The following is a 16388-nucleotide window of genomic DNA, read 5'->3' on the forward strand; positions in this document are numbered from 1 at the left end:
TCGAGGCGCCATCGCCGGGAACCGGCCCGGGCCAACTGCTCTGCGACCCGGGAGGCACGGCCTCGCCGCAGGTCGGCGACGCTGGACTCCAGGGCCGGGGCGCTCGCCTTCGATCCGGTGAGGCGGCGCGACAGCTCCGCCGCGGTGGTGTGCCGCAGGAGGCCGCTGACGAGGGGACGCGCTCGGGTGGCGATCCCGGGCGCGGGCTGAAGGAAGAACGGCGCAACCAGGGTGAGCGAGGCCACCCGTTCGGGGAACCTGTCAGCCGCCGTCACGGCTGCCGCCGCGCCCAGAGAGTGCCCGATCAGGTGGGTGGGGCGCTCGCCGAGTACCGCGCGCAACCACGGTGCCCAATCCTCGATTCCCTTTCCGCCACTGAGCCCCAGGCCCGGCGCGTCGACCGCACGCCCGCCGATGCCGAGGGCCACCTCGGCCCACGTGTCCGCGTTCACCGGCAGTCCGGGGAGGATCACTCGAGGCGAGCCGGACGCGCCCACCTCGAACACCCGCAGCCCGTCGGCATCGACGAAGCGGCGCCCGTCGGCGGGCGCCGCCCCGAACCGATGCGCCACCAGGTAGTCCGCCCATCGTTCGAGTGACACCCGGACGTCGGGCGTCTCGATTCCGTGGGACGCGGCGAAGGCGTGAGCAGGCTGCGTCGGGTAGCGGTCGGTGGACATGAACGTGAGCGTCTCGGGATCTGCTCGCGTGATCCACGACGGAAGCCGCTTGATCACGCTCACCGGCACCCGTGCCCGGGGGACCCGCGCGTTGAGGTGCCGACCGACGTGGGTGAGGAGGTCCGCCAGCGGCGGAGTGTCGTCGTCGAGCACCCAATAGGCCATGCCCGCCGCCGCGGGGTCGGTCGCCGCGGCGGCCATGAAGGCGGCCAGGTAGTCGACGGTGACCACTGGCAGGAACGTCGCCTCGCCACCAGGCAGCGCCGTCGCGGCGCCCCGCCAGATCTGCTCGATGGTGCCGGCCAGCCCGATGTGCTGGTCGGACTCGCCGGTGGCGCTGTCGCCGATCACACTGGCGGGATTGACGATCGTCCAGGGGATCCCGCGTGCGGTGGCCCCCGCCTGGAAGAGGGCATCCGACTCCACCTTCGATGCCTCATAGGCGCCCAGGTCCCGGTAGACCCGGGTGCGGTGGTCGTCCGACCACGGAACGGTGGCCGGATCTTGTCCGCCCACGCGGTAGCCGGAGACGTGCACGAGGCGCTGCAGGTGGGGGAGTCCCTCGGCGAAGACGAGGAGCTTCTCCACGATGCCGACGTTCGCGCTGCGCGCCTCCCCGGCGGACATCCCGAACCGATACGTCCCCGCGCAATTGTGGATCTCCGTCACACCGGGCAGCGCGGCGGCTCCGCCCGCGACGAGTGCGGGGGTGTCGAAGTCGACGAGCGTGGTGCCGACCTCCCGTGACAGCCCGTGCTGGCGGAGCCACCGCTGGACACGCGCCCCGGACTCGGCCGAGCGGACGGCCGCCGTGACGGTCGCCCCCGATGCGGCGAGGGCCAAGACGAGATGGCGTCCGACCAGCCCCGAGGCTCCGAAGACCAGGGCGTGCCGGGGGGCCGCGTGCGCCGTCATCACACGCCGCCTTCGATGCGCCGCTGCGCGATGAGCCCGGTCACAACCGCTGCTGCACAGACCAGGGGCTGGGTGCTTCGCGTGGCCCGGGAGACGATGACCGCCCCCTCGATCAGGGAGACGATGACATGCGCCAGGTCCCGGGCCTGTGGGGCAGGCAGGCCCGCCGTCTCCAGGAGCGAGGCGGTCGGGATGATCCATGATTCGAAGGCCGCGGCGCACGCCTGCCGGAGGCGCTCGCTGTCCGCGCCCATCTCCAGGGTAACCACGGAGACCGGGCAGCCCAGCCGGAAGTCGCTCTCGCTCACGATCCTCGTCAGCTCCTCGATCGCGACGCGGGCGGCGAGGGCCGGGTCGCCGGATGAGGTGGCCGCCTCGGCGATCAACGTCTCGAACTGGCGTGCGGCCAGCTCGATCGCAGCCGCGCCCAGTTCTTCCTTCCCGTCGGGGAAGTGGAAGTAGACCGAGCCCTTCGGGGCCTGCGCGTGCTCGATCACGGCGTTGAGGCCCGTGCCGGCGTAGCCATGGGTCTGGATGAGTTCGAGCATGGACGCGGTGAGCCGCGCCTTCGTCTGGGCACCTTTGGAGATCATGCCTACAAAATAGACCGGTCTATATAAAATGAGCAAACGGGCGCCTCACAGAGCCGCTCAGAAACTCCGGACCGTCGCGGCGTGGGAACGCGGGAGGGTCAGCGCGTCCGGAAGACCTTGAAGTTGGACGCCTGTGCCCGCGGCCGCACCACCACGCGATCCACGTTCACATGCGCAGGACGAGACGCCACCCAGGCGATCACCTCGGCCACATCCTCCGCGGTCAGGGGATCGGGGACACCGTCGTAGACCGCGTCCGCACGCGCCTGGTCGCCGCCGAACCGGGTCAGCGAAAACTCCGGGGTGTGCACCATGCCGGGGGACACCTCACACACCCGTACCGGATGGCCCGACAGCTCCAGCCGCAGCGCGCCCGCCAGCATGCGCTCGCCAGCCTTCGCGGCGTTGTAGCCGCCGCCACCCTCATAGGCCGATTCGGCCGCCGTAGACGTGAGGAACACCACCGTGCCCTCGCCGACCTCCAAGGCGGGCAGTAGCGCCTTGGTGACGCGTGCGGTCCCGATCACGTTCGTCTCGTACATCCGCTGCCAGGCGTCCAAGTCGGCATCCGCCATCGGCTCCTGACCCAGCGCGCCGCCCGCATTGTTGACCAACAAGGACAATCGATCCCCCACCACCTCGGCCAGCGCGGCCACGTCGTCGTCGACGGTGATGTCACATGCCACCGCCACCCCGCCGATCTCGGCCGCGAGCGCGCGGACGCGGTCGTGGCGGCGCGCAGCGCACACCACTCGATACCCGTCGGCGGCCAGCGCGCGAGCGGTCGCCGCGCCGATACCGCTGGAGGCGCCGGTGACGACGGCGGTACGGGAGGAAGAGGAACTCGTCATGCCCTCGATCCTAGGCGCAGGCGGCCGCTATCACGGCGGCCGCGCAGCACCCGCTCAGGCGAAAGCGGCCGAGGCGGCCGTGAGCGCGGAGACCTCCTCGGCCGTCAGCTTCACCGCGACGGCGGCCAGCAGCGCAGCCACCTGCGCGGCATGCGACGCGGACGCGATCGGGGCCGTGACACCCCGCGCCAGCAGCCAGGCGAGGGCGATGGTGGTCAACTCCGCGTCATGGGCCTCAGCAACGCCTGCCAGGGCATCCACCACGCTCAGGCCGCCGGCGTCGAGGTACGCCTTCGCGGCGCCCGCACGCGCACCCACCAGATCCTCGGCGGTGCGGTACTTGCCGGACAAGAACCCCGAACCCAGCGTCGAATAGGGGAACGAGGCGACCCCGAAGTCCCTGACCAGCGAGGCGTCGTTCGTCTCGTAGTCGTGACGTGACACCAGGCTGTAGCGCGTCTGAATCGCGGCCGGACGCGGCAAGCCCAAGGCGTCAGCGGTCTTGACCCAGTCGCGGACGCGCTCGGGGGAGTAGTTGGACAGGCCGATCGCCGAGATCGTCCCGTCGGCCACCAAGCCGCCGAACGTGCGCACCTGCGACTCGATTGAGACCTCGGCATCGTCGCGGTGCGCGTAGTACAGATCGATGTGGTCGGTGCCCAGGCGCTCCAGCGAGTCGCGGACAGACGCCTTCACCGTCGCCTCCGCCAAGCCCGTCCGGCTCTCCAGTTGACCCGTCTTCGTCGCCACGACCACCTGCTCGCGGTTACCCCTGCTCGCCATCCACGCGCCGATGATGCGCTCGGACTCGCCCCCGGAGTTCCCCGGCACCCAGGCGGAGTACACGTCGGCGGTGTCGACGAACGACCCGCCCCCTGCGACGAAGGCGTCCAGGACCTCGAAGGAGGTCTCCTGGTCGGCCGTCCAACCGAACGGGTTGCCACCGAGGTTGAGCGGAAGGATCTCGTGGTCGATGCCGTGAATGCGTGCCATGCCACCACGGTAGGCGTCCGTGGCCACATTTCCAGAGGCGCGGCAGCGGGTTGCTGCGCCGCGCCTGAAGACCGGGCTGCGCCGGGCGCAGGAGCCGATCCGCGACGGCGGTGGGGCGATAAGCCCGGCGGGCCATGATGGCGGAACCCGCGTCGAGGGCCCTAGCCTGTGCGGCATGCCCGCCGCAGACGCACGGATGCTTGAGATCGCGGGGCCGCACGGTCCGCGAACCGTCAAACTCTCCAGCCCTGACAAGGTACTTTGGCCCGCCACTTCGACTTCTCCTGCGGTGACGAAAGCCGACCTGGCCCACTACCTGCTCGCCGTCGCCGAGCCCTTCCTGCGGCTCAACGGGGACCGTCCCATGACGCTGCAACGGTTCCCCGACGGCATCGAAGGCGAAGAGTTCTTCAGCAAGCGCCCCCCGCGCGGGGCGCCCGACTACCTGCGTACCGTCACGTGCACCTACCCGTCGCGCCGCCGCCACGAGCAACTCGTCTTCCACGAAGCCGCCGAACTGGTGTGGGCGGCGCAGATGGGCACGATCACGTTCCATCCGTGGCCCGTCCGCACGACGAACCTCGACAACCCCAACGAACTCCGCATCGACCTGGACCCGCAACCCGGCCGCGACTTCGCCGACGCGGTCACAGCTGCGCTCGCGCTGCGCGACCTGATGGCGGAGATCGGACTGACCGCGTATGCCAAGACGTCAGGCAACCGTGGCGTCCACGTGTACGCGCGGATCGCCCCCGACCATGAGTTCGTCGACGTGCGCCACGGCGTCATCGGCATCGCACGCGAACTGGAACGCCGTCTCCCCGACCTCGTCACGACAAGCTGGTGGAAGGAAGAGCGTGGCGAGAAGGTGTTCGTCGACTTCAACCAAGCCAACCGTGATCGCACCATCGCGGGGGCCTACTCGCCGCGTCCGTTGCCCGGAGCACCGGTGTCCACGCCACTGTCCTGGGAGGAACTGCCCGGGACGCGTCCCGGGGACTGGACCCTCCACACCGTCCCCGCCCTCCTGGAACGCCGCGGGGACGCGTGGGCCGACCTGGACGCCCACGCCGGCAGCCTCGCCGGCGCGCTCGCCCTGTGGGAGGCAGACGTGGAGCGAGGGCTGGGGGAACTCAACTACCCACCCGACTACCCGAAGATGCCCGGCGAACCGCCCCGCGTCCCGCCCAGCCGCCGCAAGGCAGACCGCCCCGAGGCGGACTATCTGGCGCCCAAGGCCGAACGCGACGCCGACTGGGGCATGCCGATCGTGCCGCCGTTCGGGCCGATGCTGGCGAAACTGGTGAAGGATTTCCCGGCGGCGGATGTGCTGTTCGAGCCCAAGTGGGACGGATTCCGCAGCATCATCTGGCGGGCAGGGGATCGTGTGGAGCTGGGCAGCCGCAACACGCGTCCGTTGACCCGCTACTTCCCCGAGATCGTCGACGCCGTCAAGGCCAGCTTTCCGGAGCGGGCCTGCATCGACGGCGAGATCATCATGGTCGACCCTCAGACGGGGGACCGGCTCAACTTCGACCTGCTGCAGCAGCGGATCCATCCCGCGGCGTCGCGGATCGCCAAGCTGGCCCGCGAGGCCCCGGCCAGCTTCGTCGCGTTCGACCTGCTCGCGCTCGGGGAGACGAACTACGCCGAGCGTCCGTTCGCCGAGCGCCGTGCGGCCCTGACGGAGGCGCTGGCCGACGCGAAACCACCGATCTACCTCACCCGGGCCACCCGCGACCGGGACGTCGCCCGGCAGTGGTTCACCCAGTTCGAGGGGGCAGGGCTCGACGGCGTCGTGGCCAAGCCGCTCGCGGCGTCCTACGCCGAGGACAAACGCGTCATGTTCAAGATCAAGCACGAGCGAACCGCCGACTGCGTCGTGGCGGGGTACCGCCTCTACCGCGACGAACCCGATGCCATTGGTTCGCTGCTGCTGGGGCTCTACACCCCGCAGGGACAACTCAACTCGGTGGGCGTCATCGGGGCGTTCCCGATGGCCCGGCGGCGCGAATTGTTCGCCGAACTCCAGCCGCTGGTGACGGACTTCGAGGGGCACCCCTGGTCGTGGGCGGCTCCCGCCGACGCGCAACCCGACAACCGGGATCAGTCCTTCCCGCGGACGCCGACCGCCGCCGCCCACAGCCGCTGGAACGCCAAGAAGGACTTGTCGTTCACGCCGTTGCGTCCCGAACGGGTGGTCGAGGTCCGCTACGAGCACATGGAGGGGGAGCGGTTCCGGCACACCGCCCAGTTCTCCCGCTGGCGCCCCGATCGCATCCCGGAGTCCTGCACGTACGCCCAACTGGAGGAGCCGGTGAGCTACGACCTGGACAACGTCCTCGGCCCCCTGCCCGCCGAGGACTGAGGTTGCGTTGGCCGAGGACTGAGCTTGCCCCCGCCGAGGACTGAGGCTGCGGGCGCCGAGGACTGGGGCTGCGTTGGCTGAGGACTGAGGTTAAGCCTGCTGAGGACTCAGGTGTTGGGTGAAATCAGGGCCGGTGATGTGGGGTGGGCGTGCTCGTCGGCTGGGCTCCGATAATGATCAGTCTTCGGTGCTCCTTGGTCCAGTCCTCGACGCCATAACCTCAGTCCTCGGCGCACCTAGGCTCAGTCCTCGACGGACCTAGGCTCAGTCCTCGGCGGGGCGGGGGTCAGGTGATGCTGACCTTCAGGTCGGGACGGTGGGCCAGGACGTTGCGCAGCATCGTGACGAGGGTGGGGTCCAGTTGCAGGGTCGTGATCTCCCGCAGCCGCGCGCGCTCCAACGTCATGCCTGTGCCGGAGGCCCACATCACTTTGGAGAGCTCCTTGAGTTGGCCGTCGGTGATCAGGGCCACCGACCGGCCCGACGACGTGTCGATCAGCGTGCGAAGCCGCTGCTTGGGGGACGCGGGGCGATCGGGCTTGTCGAGGTGGCTCGCCTCCCGCAGGGAGCGTTGCGCCTTGTCGCTGATCCACAGTTGACCGTCGCGATCACCGAGCATGTCGTTGACCACGGTGGACGCGGCCCCGGGGCGTCCTGTCGCCTGTGCCGCCGCCCGCATGCGTTCCAGGCGTGCGGGGTCGGCGAGTAGTTCGCCCAGCTTCCAGCCGATCGTCGTCTCGTAGTTGTTCCGGACGGCCGCGCCCTGCTCCAGGAGATAGTCGCTGTTGCGAACCTCCTGTCCGGGGATGGGGTTGATCAGCGCCATGGGCAGCCCGGCCGCCATCGCCTCGGAGGAGGACAGTCCGCCAGGCTTGCCGACGAAGATCGACGCCACGCGCATCAAATCCGGCATGGCTGTGGTGAACCCCAGGACGTGGAACCGGTCGGTGTCGTCGCCGACCAGGGTGTCCATGTCGCGCTTGAGGTCGGCGTTGTGGCCGCACACCACGACGGCTTGGAAAGGTTCGGTGCGTGCCTGCATCTGCTGCACGATCCGCAGCGCGTATGGACCGCCCGCGGCCCCGGCGGAGATGAGCAGGATCGGGACGCCGTCGCGCAGCCCGAACTGAGCGAGGACGGCCGGCCGGTCGACCTGCTGGCCGAACTCGTAGCGCACGGGGATCCCGGAGGCGGTGAGCCGGTCCTCGGGGAACCCGGAGGCGATCAGGTACTGCCGGGACTCCTCACGGGCCAGGAAGATGCGCGAGAACGTGTTGGTGATCCACAGGCCCTGGACGTCGTAGTCGGTGGTGATGATGGCCATCCGGGTGAACAGTTCCTGGGCGGACTGCAGGTTGGCCACGATCCGGGCGGGAAGGAAGTGGGTCGCCAACACGATGTCGGGGGAGAACTCCTTGATCCGGGTGACGGTCTCGGTGGTGTTGATCTGATCCCACCAGGGGACGCGGCTGCCCAGTTGGAACGGCGCGTCGGCCTGGTCGTAGCCCCAGCCGACGAGCCAGGGGGCTTTGGCGACCATCTCGAAGTAGCCGTCGTCGTACACCGTCCGGTAGAACTCGGGGGTGGTGGTGAGGATGTCGAGGGTCGTGACCGTGCTGACATCCGGACGGTTGGCCAGATTGCGCTGCAGCGCGGCGGCGGCGCTGTTGTGGCCCGAGCCGACCCCGGCGCTCAGGATCATCACCTTGCGTTCCATTCGGTCAGCCTAGCGATGCGCCGCCCCGACGGTCCCGGCCTCGGACCGGTGTGCGGTGGGCCCTCTAGGCGCGTCGTGGCGGGGGCTACCCCCTCTGGGACGGCATCGCCACACCCGGGGGCATTCCCGGGCTGCGATCGTGGAGGGCGTCCCGCCGGGGGAGTTGCGGCGATAAACTCGGCGCATGACGTACAAGCTGATCCTTCTGCGCCACGGCGAGAGCGAGTGGAACCAGAAGAACCTGTTCACCGGCTGGGTGGACGTCGACGTGAACGAGAAGGGCGCCGGCGAGGCCGTGCGCGCCGGTGAACTTCTCAAGGAGCAGGGCCTGCTTCCCGACAAGCTGCACACCTCGCTGCTGCGTCGCGCCATCCACACCGCCTACACCGCGCTGGATGTGGCCGACCGCCACTGGATCCCGGTCGAGCGCTCCTGGCGCCTCAACGAGCGCCACTACGGTGCGCTGCAGGGGCTCAACAAGTCCGAGACGCTGGAGAAGTACGGCGAGAAGCAGTTCATGGAGTGGCGCCGTAGCTACGACGTCCCGCCGCCCCCGCTGGACAAGGACGCCGAGTTCAGCCAGTGGAACGACCCGCGCTACGCCGACATCCCCGAGGACGAGCGTCCTCAGACCGAGTGCCTGGCCGATGTCGTCGTGCGGATGCTCCCCTACTGGGAGAGCAACATCAAGCCTGACCTGGCAGCCGGCAAGACCGTGCTGGTCACGGCCCACGGCAACTCGCTGCGCGCGCTGGTCAAGCACCTGGACGGCATCAGCGACGCCGATATCGCCGGGCTGAACATTCCCACCGGGATCCCGCTGTTCTACGAACTCGATGAGGACTTCGCGCCGATCGCCAAGGGCGGTCGCTACCTCGACCCGGAGGCCGCTCAGGCGTCCATCGAGGCCGTGAAGAACCAGGGCAAGAAGAAGTAGCGCCCGGCCTGCTCGAACGCCACGAGGCCCCGCACCCGGTGACCGGGTTGCGGGGCCTCGTTGTTGGGCCGGGCGCGCGGGACGCGTCAGGCGATGGTCCAGTTCTCGCCCTCGGGCTGCATCCCGGTGACGATGTAGATGACCCGGCTGCCCATCAGGACGGCGTGGTCGGCGATCCGCTCGTAGTAGCGGCCCAGCAGGGCGCAGTCGACGGCCGCCTCGACGCCGTGGTCCCAGTTCTCGTCCAGCAGCAGCCGGAACTGGTGGGTGCGCAGGTTGTCCACTTCCTCGTCGTCGTCGGCCATCTTCTCGGCGTCCAGGACGTTGCGGTCGCGCAGCGTGCGGCCGGCGAGCTGCACCATCTCCTCGGCCAGCGTGGCCATCCGGCGGAAGTTCGGCTGCATGGACTCGGGCACGGCCTGCTTGGGGTAGCGCATCCGTGCGATCTTGGCGACGTGGGCGGCCAGGTCGCCCATGCGGGCCAGGTCGGCCACCATCCGCAGGGCCGCCACGATGGTCCGCAGCTCACCCGCGACGGGGGACTGACGGGCCAGCAGCGTGAAGCACCGCGACTCCAGGTCGTCGTGCAGTTGGTCCAGAGTGGCGTCCGCGCCGATGACCTTCTCGGCGAGCGCCAGGTCGGCGCCCAGCAGCGAACGGGTGGCGTCCTCGACGGCCGTGCTGACCTTCTCGGTCATGGTGACGAGGTCGTCGACGACGGACGACAGTTCCTCGTGGTAACTCGCGCGCATATTCGCTGCGTTCCTCTCCTTGGGCACTTCGTGGGACTGCATCGACCCCCAACCCTACGTACGGTCGGAAGCTTAGGCCCGCTAGGAGACCAACGACGAGTGAACACTGCATGAACGCTCGTCGGCGTCTCTTGGCGGGTCCGCCAACCCCGGCTGGACGGGCGGATTCGCGTCCTATGATCGAGCCGTGACTCCCGCTCTGGCCGCCGCGCTCGGCGTCGTGGTCGGGGCCGTGTTCGCCACGATCGCCACGTATGTGGCGACGCGTATCCGGCTGGCTGCGCCGCCGCCCGACACTGGCCCTGAACGTCAACGCGTCCTCGATGCGCTCCGCGCTGGGGCGGTCCTGGTGGGTGACCAGGACGAGATCCTGGGCGCCAACACGGTTGCCTCCGACATCGGTCTGGTGCGGGGGGAGCGCGTCGCGATCCCTGCGTTGCTGGAACTGGTGCGCGAGGTGCGACGCGACGGGGAGACGGCGACGGTCAACCTGGATCAGACCCGCTCGGGGCGGCCCGGGCAGCGGCTCGCCGTTCGGGTGGTGCGGCTGGACGACGGAGTGGTCCTCGTCGTGGCGGACGATCGCGCCGCGGCTCTGCGCGTCGAGGCCTCGGCCCGTGACTTCATGGCGAATGCCACCCACGAGTTGAAGACGCCCATCGGGGCGGTCACGCTGCTGGCCGAGGCCGCCGAGCAGGCCGCCGACGATCCCGAGGCCGTCCGCCGGTTCACCGGGAAGATCCAAGGGGAGTCCGCCCGCCTGACCCAACTGGTGACGCAGATCGTCCAGTTGTCGCACGTCCAGGGCACGCAGTTGGCCACCGTCGGCGTCGTCGACGTCGACGAGGTGGTGGCTTCCGCACTGGATCGCAGCCGTCATCTGGCCGAGCAACGCCGCGTCAGCCTGACCACGAGCGGCACCCGGGGGCTCACCATCCGTGGCAGCCGGGATCAGCTCATCACGGCGCTGCTGAACCTGCTGCACAACGCCATCCACTATTCCGACACCAAGGCGCGGGTCGTCGTGACCACCCGCTTGATTCCCGACCCGGACGGTGAGCGCGTCGCCATCGGCGTGTCCGACAACGGCATCGGGATCAGCGAGGAGGATCAGCGCCGCGTCTTCGAGCGGTTCTACCGGGTCGATTTCGCCCGCAGCCGGCAGACCGGCGGCACGGGGCTGGGCCTGTCGATCGTGAACGAGATCGTGGAGGCCCACGGCGGATCGATCACCTTGTGGAGTCGAGTCGGCAGCGGCTCCACGTTCACCATGGAGCTGCCCGCAGCCCCTGACCTGGAGGAGGACGCGTGAGCGTTGTACTGATCGTCGAGGACGAGGAGAGCTACCGCGACGCCCTGGGCTTCATGCTGGAGCGCGAGGGGTTCGAGGTCATCTTGGCCGCCGACGGGGCGGAGGGGCTGGCGCAGTTCGAACGTCACGGTGCCGACATCGTCCTGCTCGACCTCATGATGCCCGGGCTGTCCGGCACGGAGGTGTGTCGTCGGCTCCGGCAGCGCAGCACCGTCCCGATCATCATGGTCACGGCGCGGGACGCCGAGATCGACAAGGTCGTGGGTCTCGAGTTGGGCGCCGACGACTACGTGACGAAGCCGTTCAGTCATCGCGAACTGCTCGCGCGGGTGCGCGCCGTGCTGCGCCGTGGCCAGGACGTCGAACTGATGCCGGATGTGATCGAGTCCGCCGGGGTGCGGATGGACGTGGAGCGGCATGAGGTCTGGGTCGACGGCGAGCCGGTGCGGCTGGCGCTGAAGGAGTTCGAACTGCTGGAGATGCTGCTGCGCAACGCCGGTCGCGTCATGACGCGTGGCCAGCTCATTGACCGGATCTGGGGCGCGGACTACGTCGGCGACACCAAGACGCTGGACGTCCACGTGAAGCGACTGCGCGGCAAGATCGAGACCGACCCGGCCAACCCGAACCTGCTGCTCACCGTGCGCGGGCTGGGCTACAAGTTCGAGGGCTGAGCGGCCGCTACGGCGTCGCGGTGGGGCTTGCGCTCGGGGTCCCGCTGGCGGCGGGCGTCGCCTCGGTGCTCGGCGCGGGGGAGACCGTCGCGTAGATCGGGTCGGTCGGGCTGAGGACGGGGGTCTGAATCGACTGCTGCTCCCCGGACGCGAACTGGAGCGTCACGGTGGCGACGAGCCCGGGACGCAGGTCGGGGCTCGACACCGTCAGTGCGGCGGTGGGGTCGGTGAGCACGACGAGTTTGTTCGGTGTCAGCGAGACGGGGGTTCCGCCAACCACGGTGAGCGGTGCTCCGGCGGAGCCGTCCAGCTTCACGGGATTGCCTGAGACCGTGACCAGGGTGTCCCGGGTGGGGGAGACCAGCGACGCCGACACGTAGCCGTTCCCCTCCTCGTCGCTGACGAGGACCAGGTTGCGCACCTTCACGTCGCCGATCTGAGTGTTGACGCCCTCGGCCGGCGTATAAGGCTGCATCGTCTGCGCGCTGAACCCGCAGCCCGACAGCAGCAGGGCGGACGCGGCGGCGGCGATCAGGACGCGCGCGCCCCGGCGCGTCGGGGTGCTGTGATGCATGGGGAGGCCTCCTGGTCGTGTTCCACCTCGAATGGCCTCACCCTAACGAAACGCGCGCGCGGGGTGGTAGCGGAGAGGGCGCTGCGGAGAGGTTCGTGATCGCAGCGCAACCCCCGTGCGGGCAGGGTGCGCCTGACGCAACCTGGCGGGATCGGGCGCGTCGGCTGGTCCGGGTCTGACTACGGTCGTAGTGTGAAGACTGACCCTATTTGATGCGGCATCTTTGCCTCAATTCACATTCTCGCCGGGTTGTCAAGGTCCCCAACTGTGATCTGGCTAGAGGTTTCGATCTCGGGGGCCGTGTACGACCGTGGTATGATGGATACCGGGAAGGGGTCAACACTATGACTTTTACAGTCGGAGAAACGGTCGTCTACCCCAATCATGGGACGGCTGTCATCGAAGACATCGAAACCCGGACGATCAAGGGTGAGGAACGTCTCTACCTGGTTTTGCGGATCGTTGGGCAGAGTGATCTTGTGGTGCGGGTTCCGGCCTGCAATCTCGATCTGGTCGGAGTGCGCGACGTTGTCGACGCCGACGGCCTTGAGCGGGTCTTCTCGGTTTTGCGGGCGCCGCACACCGAGGAGCCGACGAACTGGTCGCGGCGCTACAAGGCGAACCTGGAGAAGCTGCATTCCGGCAACGTCATGAAGGTCGCCGAGGTCGTGCGCGATCTGTGGCGTCGTGAGCGCGAGCGCGGGCTGTCGGCCGGTGAGAAGCGGATGCTGGCCAAGGCGCGGCAGATCCTCGTCTCTGAACTGGCTCTGGCCGAGAAGGTCGAGGAAGACCGCGCGGAGGTCATGCTCGACGAGGTGCTCGCCTCCTAGATGAACAACCGATGATGAGCACAGACTCCATCGCCGAACCGGTCGTCGCCATCGTGGTGGCGGCCGGTTCCGGTTCCCGGCTGGGCGCCGCCGTGCCGAAGGCTCTGGTCCCGATCGCCGGGGTATCCCTGCTGCGCCGCTCGCTCACGCAACTCGCGGCGGGCGGGGCACAGCAGGCGATCGTCGTCGTCCCCGCCGACGAGGTCGACGCGTTCGACGCCGATCTGGGTGAGGCCCCCCTGCCGACACGGCGGGTCATCGGCGGCGCGCAACGCCAGGACTCCGTCGCCGCAGGTCTGGCGGTACTGCCTGAACTGCTCGGGGAGGCCGATGGGGTCATCCTGATCCACGACGCCGCGCGGGCCTTCGTTCCCGCGGACGTCGTGGGGCGCGTCAGCGACGCCGTCCGGGCCGGAGCCCCTGCGGTGATCCCCGTCACGGCCGTGACCGACACCATCCGTGAGGTCGACGATCTGGGCTCCCGGGTCATCGACCGCACCCGGCTGCGCGGCGTCCAGACCCCGCAGGGGTTCCGGCGTTCCATCATCGAGGACGCCCACGCTGCGCTCGCCGAGACCGGAACCCCCGTGACGGACGACGCGGCAGCCGTGGAGTACACCGGGAACGAGGTGGCACTGGTGGACGGCGACGCTTTGGCCTTCAAGATCACCACGCCTTTGGACCTGCTGCTGGCCCGCGCCGTCGCCGAGGGGCGGCCGTGATGCGGGTCGGTATCGGCACGGACGTGCATCGGCTCAGCGCGGACGTCCCCATGCATTGCGCGGGGCTTCATTTCCCCGACGAGCCGAAGGGCCTGGCGGGGCATTCCGACGGCGACGTCGCCGCCCACGCCGCCTGCGACGCGCTGCTGTCGGCGGCGGGACTGGGCGATCTGGGCAGCAACTTCGGCACGAGCGACCCCGCCTGGGCGGGTGCGTCCGGGGTGGCGCTGCTGGAGGAGACGGCGCGTCGGCTCCGGGAGGCAGGCTTCGACATCGGCAACGTCGCGGTCCAGGTCATCGGGAACCGCCCGCGGATCGCCGCCCGGCGAGCGGAGGCCGAGTCCGTGCTCAGCGCGGCGATCGGCGCCCCGGTGGCTGTGGCGGCCACCACGACCGACGGCCTGGGGCTGACCGGGCGGGGCGAGGGGGTCGCCGCCATCGCGACCGCCCTGGTGCTCAAGCGCTCCTGACGGCCACGCGGCTGCCTCAGCGCACCTCCTCAGAGGGGGCGGTAAAGCTGTTGCACACCCCCACCTGTGCGTCGCCCAAGCCCCGGGTGAACCAGTTCTGCCTAGCCGCACCCGTCCCGTGTCCGCCGACGTAACCCTCGCGCCCGGACAGGATGTCGTCGCCGATGCTGTGGGTCACCTGCTTCAGGTTGGCCAGGTCGGACGCGGTCAGGTTCTGGCTGCGGGTCACCGACTGCACATAGGCGCCGGCGAAGCAGTCGGCTTGCACCTCGATGCGGCGCGACAACTCCTGGGACGCCGCCTTGGTGGTGGTCTCCGACTCCAGCACGCGCTCGGAGATCAGGATCGCCGTGCGTGCCTGCACCGCGTGCCCGAACTCGTGGGCGAGCACGAGCTCTCCGGCATAGGCGCCGTTGGCGGCCTCGGTGGAGAGCGAGTCGAGCAGCTCGTCGGAGTAGTAGATGCGCTGGTCGGCCGTGCAGTACGCGGCGTTGACCGTGTCGAAGTCGCCGCAGGCGGTCTTGATGGGGGAGGTGTAGACGTACACCTGCGGCCGCGGAAGCTCGAAGCCAGCGTCCTCGACGGGGTTGATCCACACGGTCATCAGGCATGCCACCTGCTCGTTGAAGTGAGCCTCCTTCTCGCTGGCCGACATCTGCTGCAGGGGCTTCGTGTTCGACATCCGGCAATTGGTGGGCACCGGAACGGTCTGGTCATAGAGCGGGTTGGCGGTCACGAGGCGCTCGGCGGCGTCCAGGTTCCGGGGGCCGGGTACCGGGGGTGGCGTCTCGGACACAGCCGGGGGCACGTAACCCTCGTTCTGATAGTTCGGCTCGCCGGAGTTCTGGGGCAGCGGGGCGGCACCTCCGCCGGAAACCAGGCCATTGAGCACCGAGTTGGCGAGTGAGAACAGCACCAGCAGCCCGATCACGGCCAACACGATCTTGATCAGCGTGCCGAAACCGCTGCGCTGGCGCCGAGGTGGTGGTGGCCACCCGCCGCCCGGTGCCTGCCAGCCACTCGGCGCCTGCTGCCAGGACCCGCCCGGGGCCTGCCACTGTGCCTGCGGATACTGTGCTGTGCCGCGCTGCTGCGTTGGGCCCGACGCGTAGGTCTGGCCGCTCCAGCCGGCGTTGCCGCCTTGCCACGGGGCGCGGCCCTGCGACCACGTTCCGCCGGACTGAGGCTGAGGGGGCGCTCCCCACTGCTGGGGCGGGGGCGGGGCCCCCCACTGCTGCTGGCTCACGCGGCCCACCCTAGCGGGGGTGCGATAGGTTCTCACCGTGCCGTTCACGCCCTCGCGCCTCGTGCGCACCTTGCTGTTGCTGGTCGTCACCGCCGCGCTGACGGTGGTGCCCTTCGCCCGCCCGGCCGCCGCGGCAGGGCAGATCAACTCCTACGACGTGGCCGCCGTGATCGCCACCGACGGGGCGCTGAGCGTGACCGCGACGATCACACCCGACGCCGCCGGAGGCGAACTGGTGCAGCGATTCGCCACCAGCCAGGAGACCACCGGGAACCGGTCCTACACGTTCACACTGACGGATGTGCGGGCCAGCCGCGGCGGCACCGACGCGGGGGCCACCGTCACCCAGCAGGCGGGCTACGACGTGGTGACCGTTCCGCTGACGAACGCCGAGCCGGTCGTCCTGCAGTACACGGTCCGAGGTGCTGCCTTCGACACCGGCGACGGCACCACCGTCATCTGGCGCCTGTTGCAGGGGCTGAACTTGCCCGTGCAGACCTTCGATGCCACCGTGGATGCCCCCGCACCGTTCACCATGATCGACTGCGAGGCCGGTTCCCCTGCTGCCCCCGGCGCCTGCGGCTGGTATCGCGGCGGGACGCACGACGCCCCTGACCCGGCCTTCCACGACGGCCCGCGTGGCGCAGGCGAGGTCGTCCAGGTGACGCTGCGGTTCGCGCCGGGCTCGGTTGCCTCCGACGCGGTGCTGACCCATCACTGGACGCTCGATCGGGCACTGTCCTTGGACCCGCTG

At 69.5% G+C, this 16388-nt stretch carries 16 protein-coding genes; 8 read left to right on the forward strand and 8 right to left on the reverse strand.

Annotation, left to right across the window (positions count from 1 at the left end; genetic code table 11):
- The 4 genes from V7E09_RS08375 to V7E09_RS08390 form a co-directional block, all read right to left on the reverse strand.
- Positions 1–1595: alpha/beta fold hydrolase (locus V7E09_RS08375; RefSeq protein ID WP_324523253.1), on the reverse strand; the 1595-nt coding region annotated here is incomplete at its 3' end.
- The gene (locus V7E09_RS08380) at positions 1595–2188 is read right to left on the reverse strand and encodes a TetR/AcrR family transcriptional regulator (protein ID WP_324510452.1); all 594 of its coding nucleotides are present in this window, start codon (positions 2186–2188) and stop codon (positions 1595–1597) included. The genes V7E09_RS08375 and V7E09_RS08380, both read right to left, overlap by 1 nt.
- A 98-nt stretch (positions 2189–2286) precedes the next feature.
- Positions 2287–3039, reverse strand: coding sequence for an SDR family oxidoreductase (locus tag V7E09_RS08385; RefSeq protein WP_324523254.1), 753 nt, complete (start codon positions 3037–3039; stop codon positions 2287–2289).
- 54 nt (positions 3040–3093) lie between these two features.
- A complete protein-coding gene (locus tag V7E09_RS08390) occupies positions 3094–4032 on the reverse strand; it encodes an aldo/keto reductase (protein WP_324510450.1) in 939 nt (312 codons plus the stop codon).
- A 196-nt stretch (positions 4033–4228) separates the two neighbouring features.
- On the opposite strand from V7E09_RS08390, the gene V7E09_RS08395 reads away from it, so the two are divergent.
- Positions 4229–6400 (forward strand): ATP-dependent DNA ligase, encoded by a 2172-nt coding sequence (locus tag V7E09_RS08395; RefSeq protein ID WP_324523256.1) that lies wholly within the window; start codon positions 4229–4231, stop codon positions 6398–6400.
- Between the two features lie 286 nt (positions 6401–6686).
- Here the strand turns inward: V7E09_RS08395 and V7E09_RS08400 are convergent, their stop codons facing one another.
- Positions 6687–8117, reverse strand: a complete 1431-nt coding sequence (locus V7E09_RS08400) for an MGDG synthase family glycosyltransferase (RefSeq protein ID WP_324510448.1) — start codon at positions 8115–8117, stop codon at positions 6687–6689.
- A 184-nt stretch (positions 8118–8301) separates the two neighbouring features.
- Here V7E09_RS08400 and V7E09_RS08405 point away from each other — a divergent pair, with 184 nt between their 5' ends.
- Complete coding sequence (locus V7E09_RS08405) at positions 8302–9054, forward strand: phosphoglyceromutase (protein ID WP_324510447.1); 753 nt, start codon at positions 8302–8304, stop codon at positions 9052–9054.
- A gap of 86 nt (positions 9055–9140) precedes the next feature.
- On the opposite strand, the gene phoU is transcribed toward V7E09_RS08405, so the two are convergent.
- A complete protein-coding gene (phoU, locus tag V7E09_RS08410) occupies positions 9141–9806 on the reverse strand; it encodes a phosphate signaling complex protein PhoU (RefSeq protein WP_324510446.1) in 666 nt (221 codons plus the stop codon).
- A gap of 187 nt (positions 9807–9993) precedes the next feature.
- Here phoU and V7E09_RS08415 point away from each other — a divergent pair, with 187 nt between their 5' ends.
- Both V7E09_RS08415 and V7E09_RS08420 read left to right on the forward strand, forming a co-directional pair.
- Complete coding sequence (locus V7E09_RS08415) at positions 9994–11118, forward strand: sensor histidine kinase (RefSeq protein ID WP_324510445.1); 1125 nt, start codon at positions 9994–9996, stop codon at positions 11116–11118.
- Complete coding sequence (locus V7E09_RS08420; protein ID WP_324510444.1) at positions 11115–11792, forward strand: response regulator transcription factor; 678 nt, start codon at positions 11115–11117, stop codon at positions 11790–11792. Before V7E09_RS08415 ends, V7E09_RS08420 begins: the two co-directional genes overlap by 4 nt.
- 7 nt (positions 11793–11799) lie before the next feature.
- On the opposite strand, the gene V7E09_RS08425 is transcribed toward V7E09_RS08420, so the two are convergent.
- Positions 11800–12366 carry a hypothetical protein gene (locus V7E09_RS08425; protein ID WP_324510443.1) on the reverse strand — a complete coding sequence of 189 codons (567 nt, stop codon included), beginning with the start codon at positions 12364–12366 and terminating at the stop codon, positions 11800–11802.
- A 344-nt stretch (positions 12367–12710) separates the two neighbouring features.
- Between V7E09_RS08425 and V7E09_RS08430 the strand changes: the two genes are divergently transcribed.
- Genes V7E09_RS08430 through ispF form a run of 3 tightly spaced genes read left to right on the forward strand, consistent with a single transcriptional unit; the run spans position 12711 to position 14388 of the window.
- Complete coding sequence (locus V7E09_RS08430; RefSeq protein WP_324510442.1) at positions 12711–13196, forward strand: CarD family transcriptional regulator; 486 nt, start codon at positions 12711–12713, stop codon at positions 13194–13196.
- Between the two features lie 11 nt (positions 13197–13207).
- Positions 13208–13918, forward strand: coding sequence for a 2-C-methyl-D-erythritol 4-phosphate cytidylyltransferase (gene ispD / locus V7E09_RS08435; protein WP_324510441.1), 711 nt, complete (start codon positions 13208–13210; stop codon positions 13916–13918).
- On the forward strand, positions 13918–14388 hold the full coding sequence (ispF, locus tag V7E09_RS08440; RefSeq protein WP_324510440.1) for a 2-C-methyl-D-erythritol 2,4-cyclodiphosphate synthase: 471 nt from the start codon (positions 13918–13920) through the stop codon (positions 14386–14388). Before ispD ends, ispF begins: the two co-directional genes overlap by 1 nt.
- 16 nt (positions 14389–14404) lie before the next feature.
- Here the strand turns inward: ispF and V7E09_RS08445 are convergent, their stop codons facing one another.
- On the reverse strand, positions 14405–15634 hold the full coding sequence (locus tag V7E09_RS08445) for a neutral zinc metallopeptidase (protein ID WP_324510439.1): 1230 nt from the start codon (positions 15632–15634) through the stop codon (positions 14405–14407).
- A gap of 37 nt (positions 15635–15671) precedes the next feature.
- Between V7E09_RS08445 and V7E09_RS08450 the strand changes: the two genes are divergently transcribed.
- On the forward strand, positions 15672–16388 hold a 717-nt coding region (locus V7E09_RS08450; protein WP_324523255.1), incomplete at its 3' end, for a DUF2207 domain-containing protein.

It is taken from the genome of Propioniciclava sp. (assembly GCF_036744435.1).
Lineage (GTDB): Bacteria > Actinomycetota > Actinomycetes > Propionibacteriales > Propionibacteriaceae > Propioniciclava.

Coding starts and splice junctions, on each gene's coding strand:
- V7E09_RS08395 (WP_324523256.1), top strand. CDS start 4,229: ATGCTTGAGATCGCGGGGCCGCACGGTCCGCGAACCGTCAAACTCTCC.
- ispD (WP_324510441.1), top strand. CDS start 13,208: ATGATGAGCACAGACTCCATCGCCGAACCGGTCGTCGCCATCGTGGTG.
- V7E09_RS08405 (WP_324510447.1), top strand. CDS start 8,302: ATGACGTACAAGCTGATCCTTCTGCGCCACGGCGAGAGCGAGTGGAAC.
- V7E09_RS08430 (WP_324510442.1), top strand. CDS start 12,711: ATGACTTTTACAGTCGGAGAAACGGTCGTCTACCCCAATCATGGGACG.
- V7E09_RS08400 (WP_324510448.1), bottom strand. CDS start 8,117: ATGGAACGCAAGGTGATGATCCTGAGCGCCGGGGTCGGCTCGGGCCAC.
- V7E09_RS08385 (WP_324523254.1), bottom strand. CDS start 3,039: ATGACGAGTTCCTCTTCCTCCCGTACCGCCGTCGTCACCGGCGCCTCC.
- V7E09_RS08390 (WP_324510450.1), bottom strand. CDS start 4,032: ATGGCACGCATTCACGGCATCGACCACGAGATCCTTCCGCTCAACCTC.
- V7E09_RS08425 (WP_324510443.1), bottom strand. CDS start 12,366: ATGCATCACAGCACCCCGACGCGCCGGGGCGCGCGCGTCCTGATCGCC.
- phoU (WP_324510446.1), bottom strand. CDS start 9,806: ATGCGCGCGAGTTACCACGAGGAACTGTCGTCCGTCGTCGACGACCTC.
- ispF (WP_324510440.1), top strand. CDS start 13,918: ATGCGGGTCGGTATCGGCACGGACGTGCATCGGCTCAGCGCGGACGTC.
- V7E09_RS08380 (WP_324510452.1), bottom strand. CDS start 2,188: ATGATCTCCAAAGGTGCCCAGACGAAGGCGCGGCTCACCGCGTCCATG.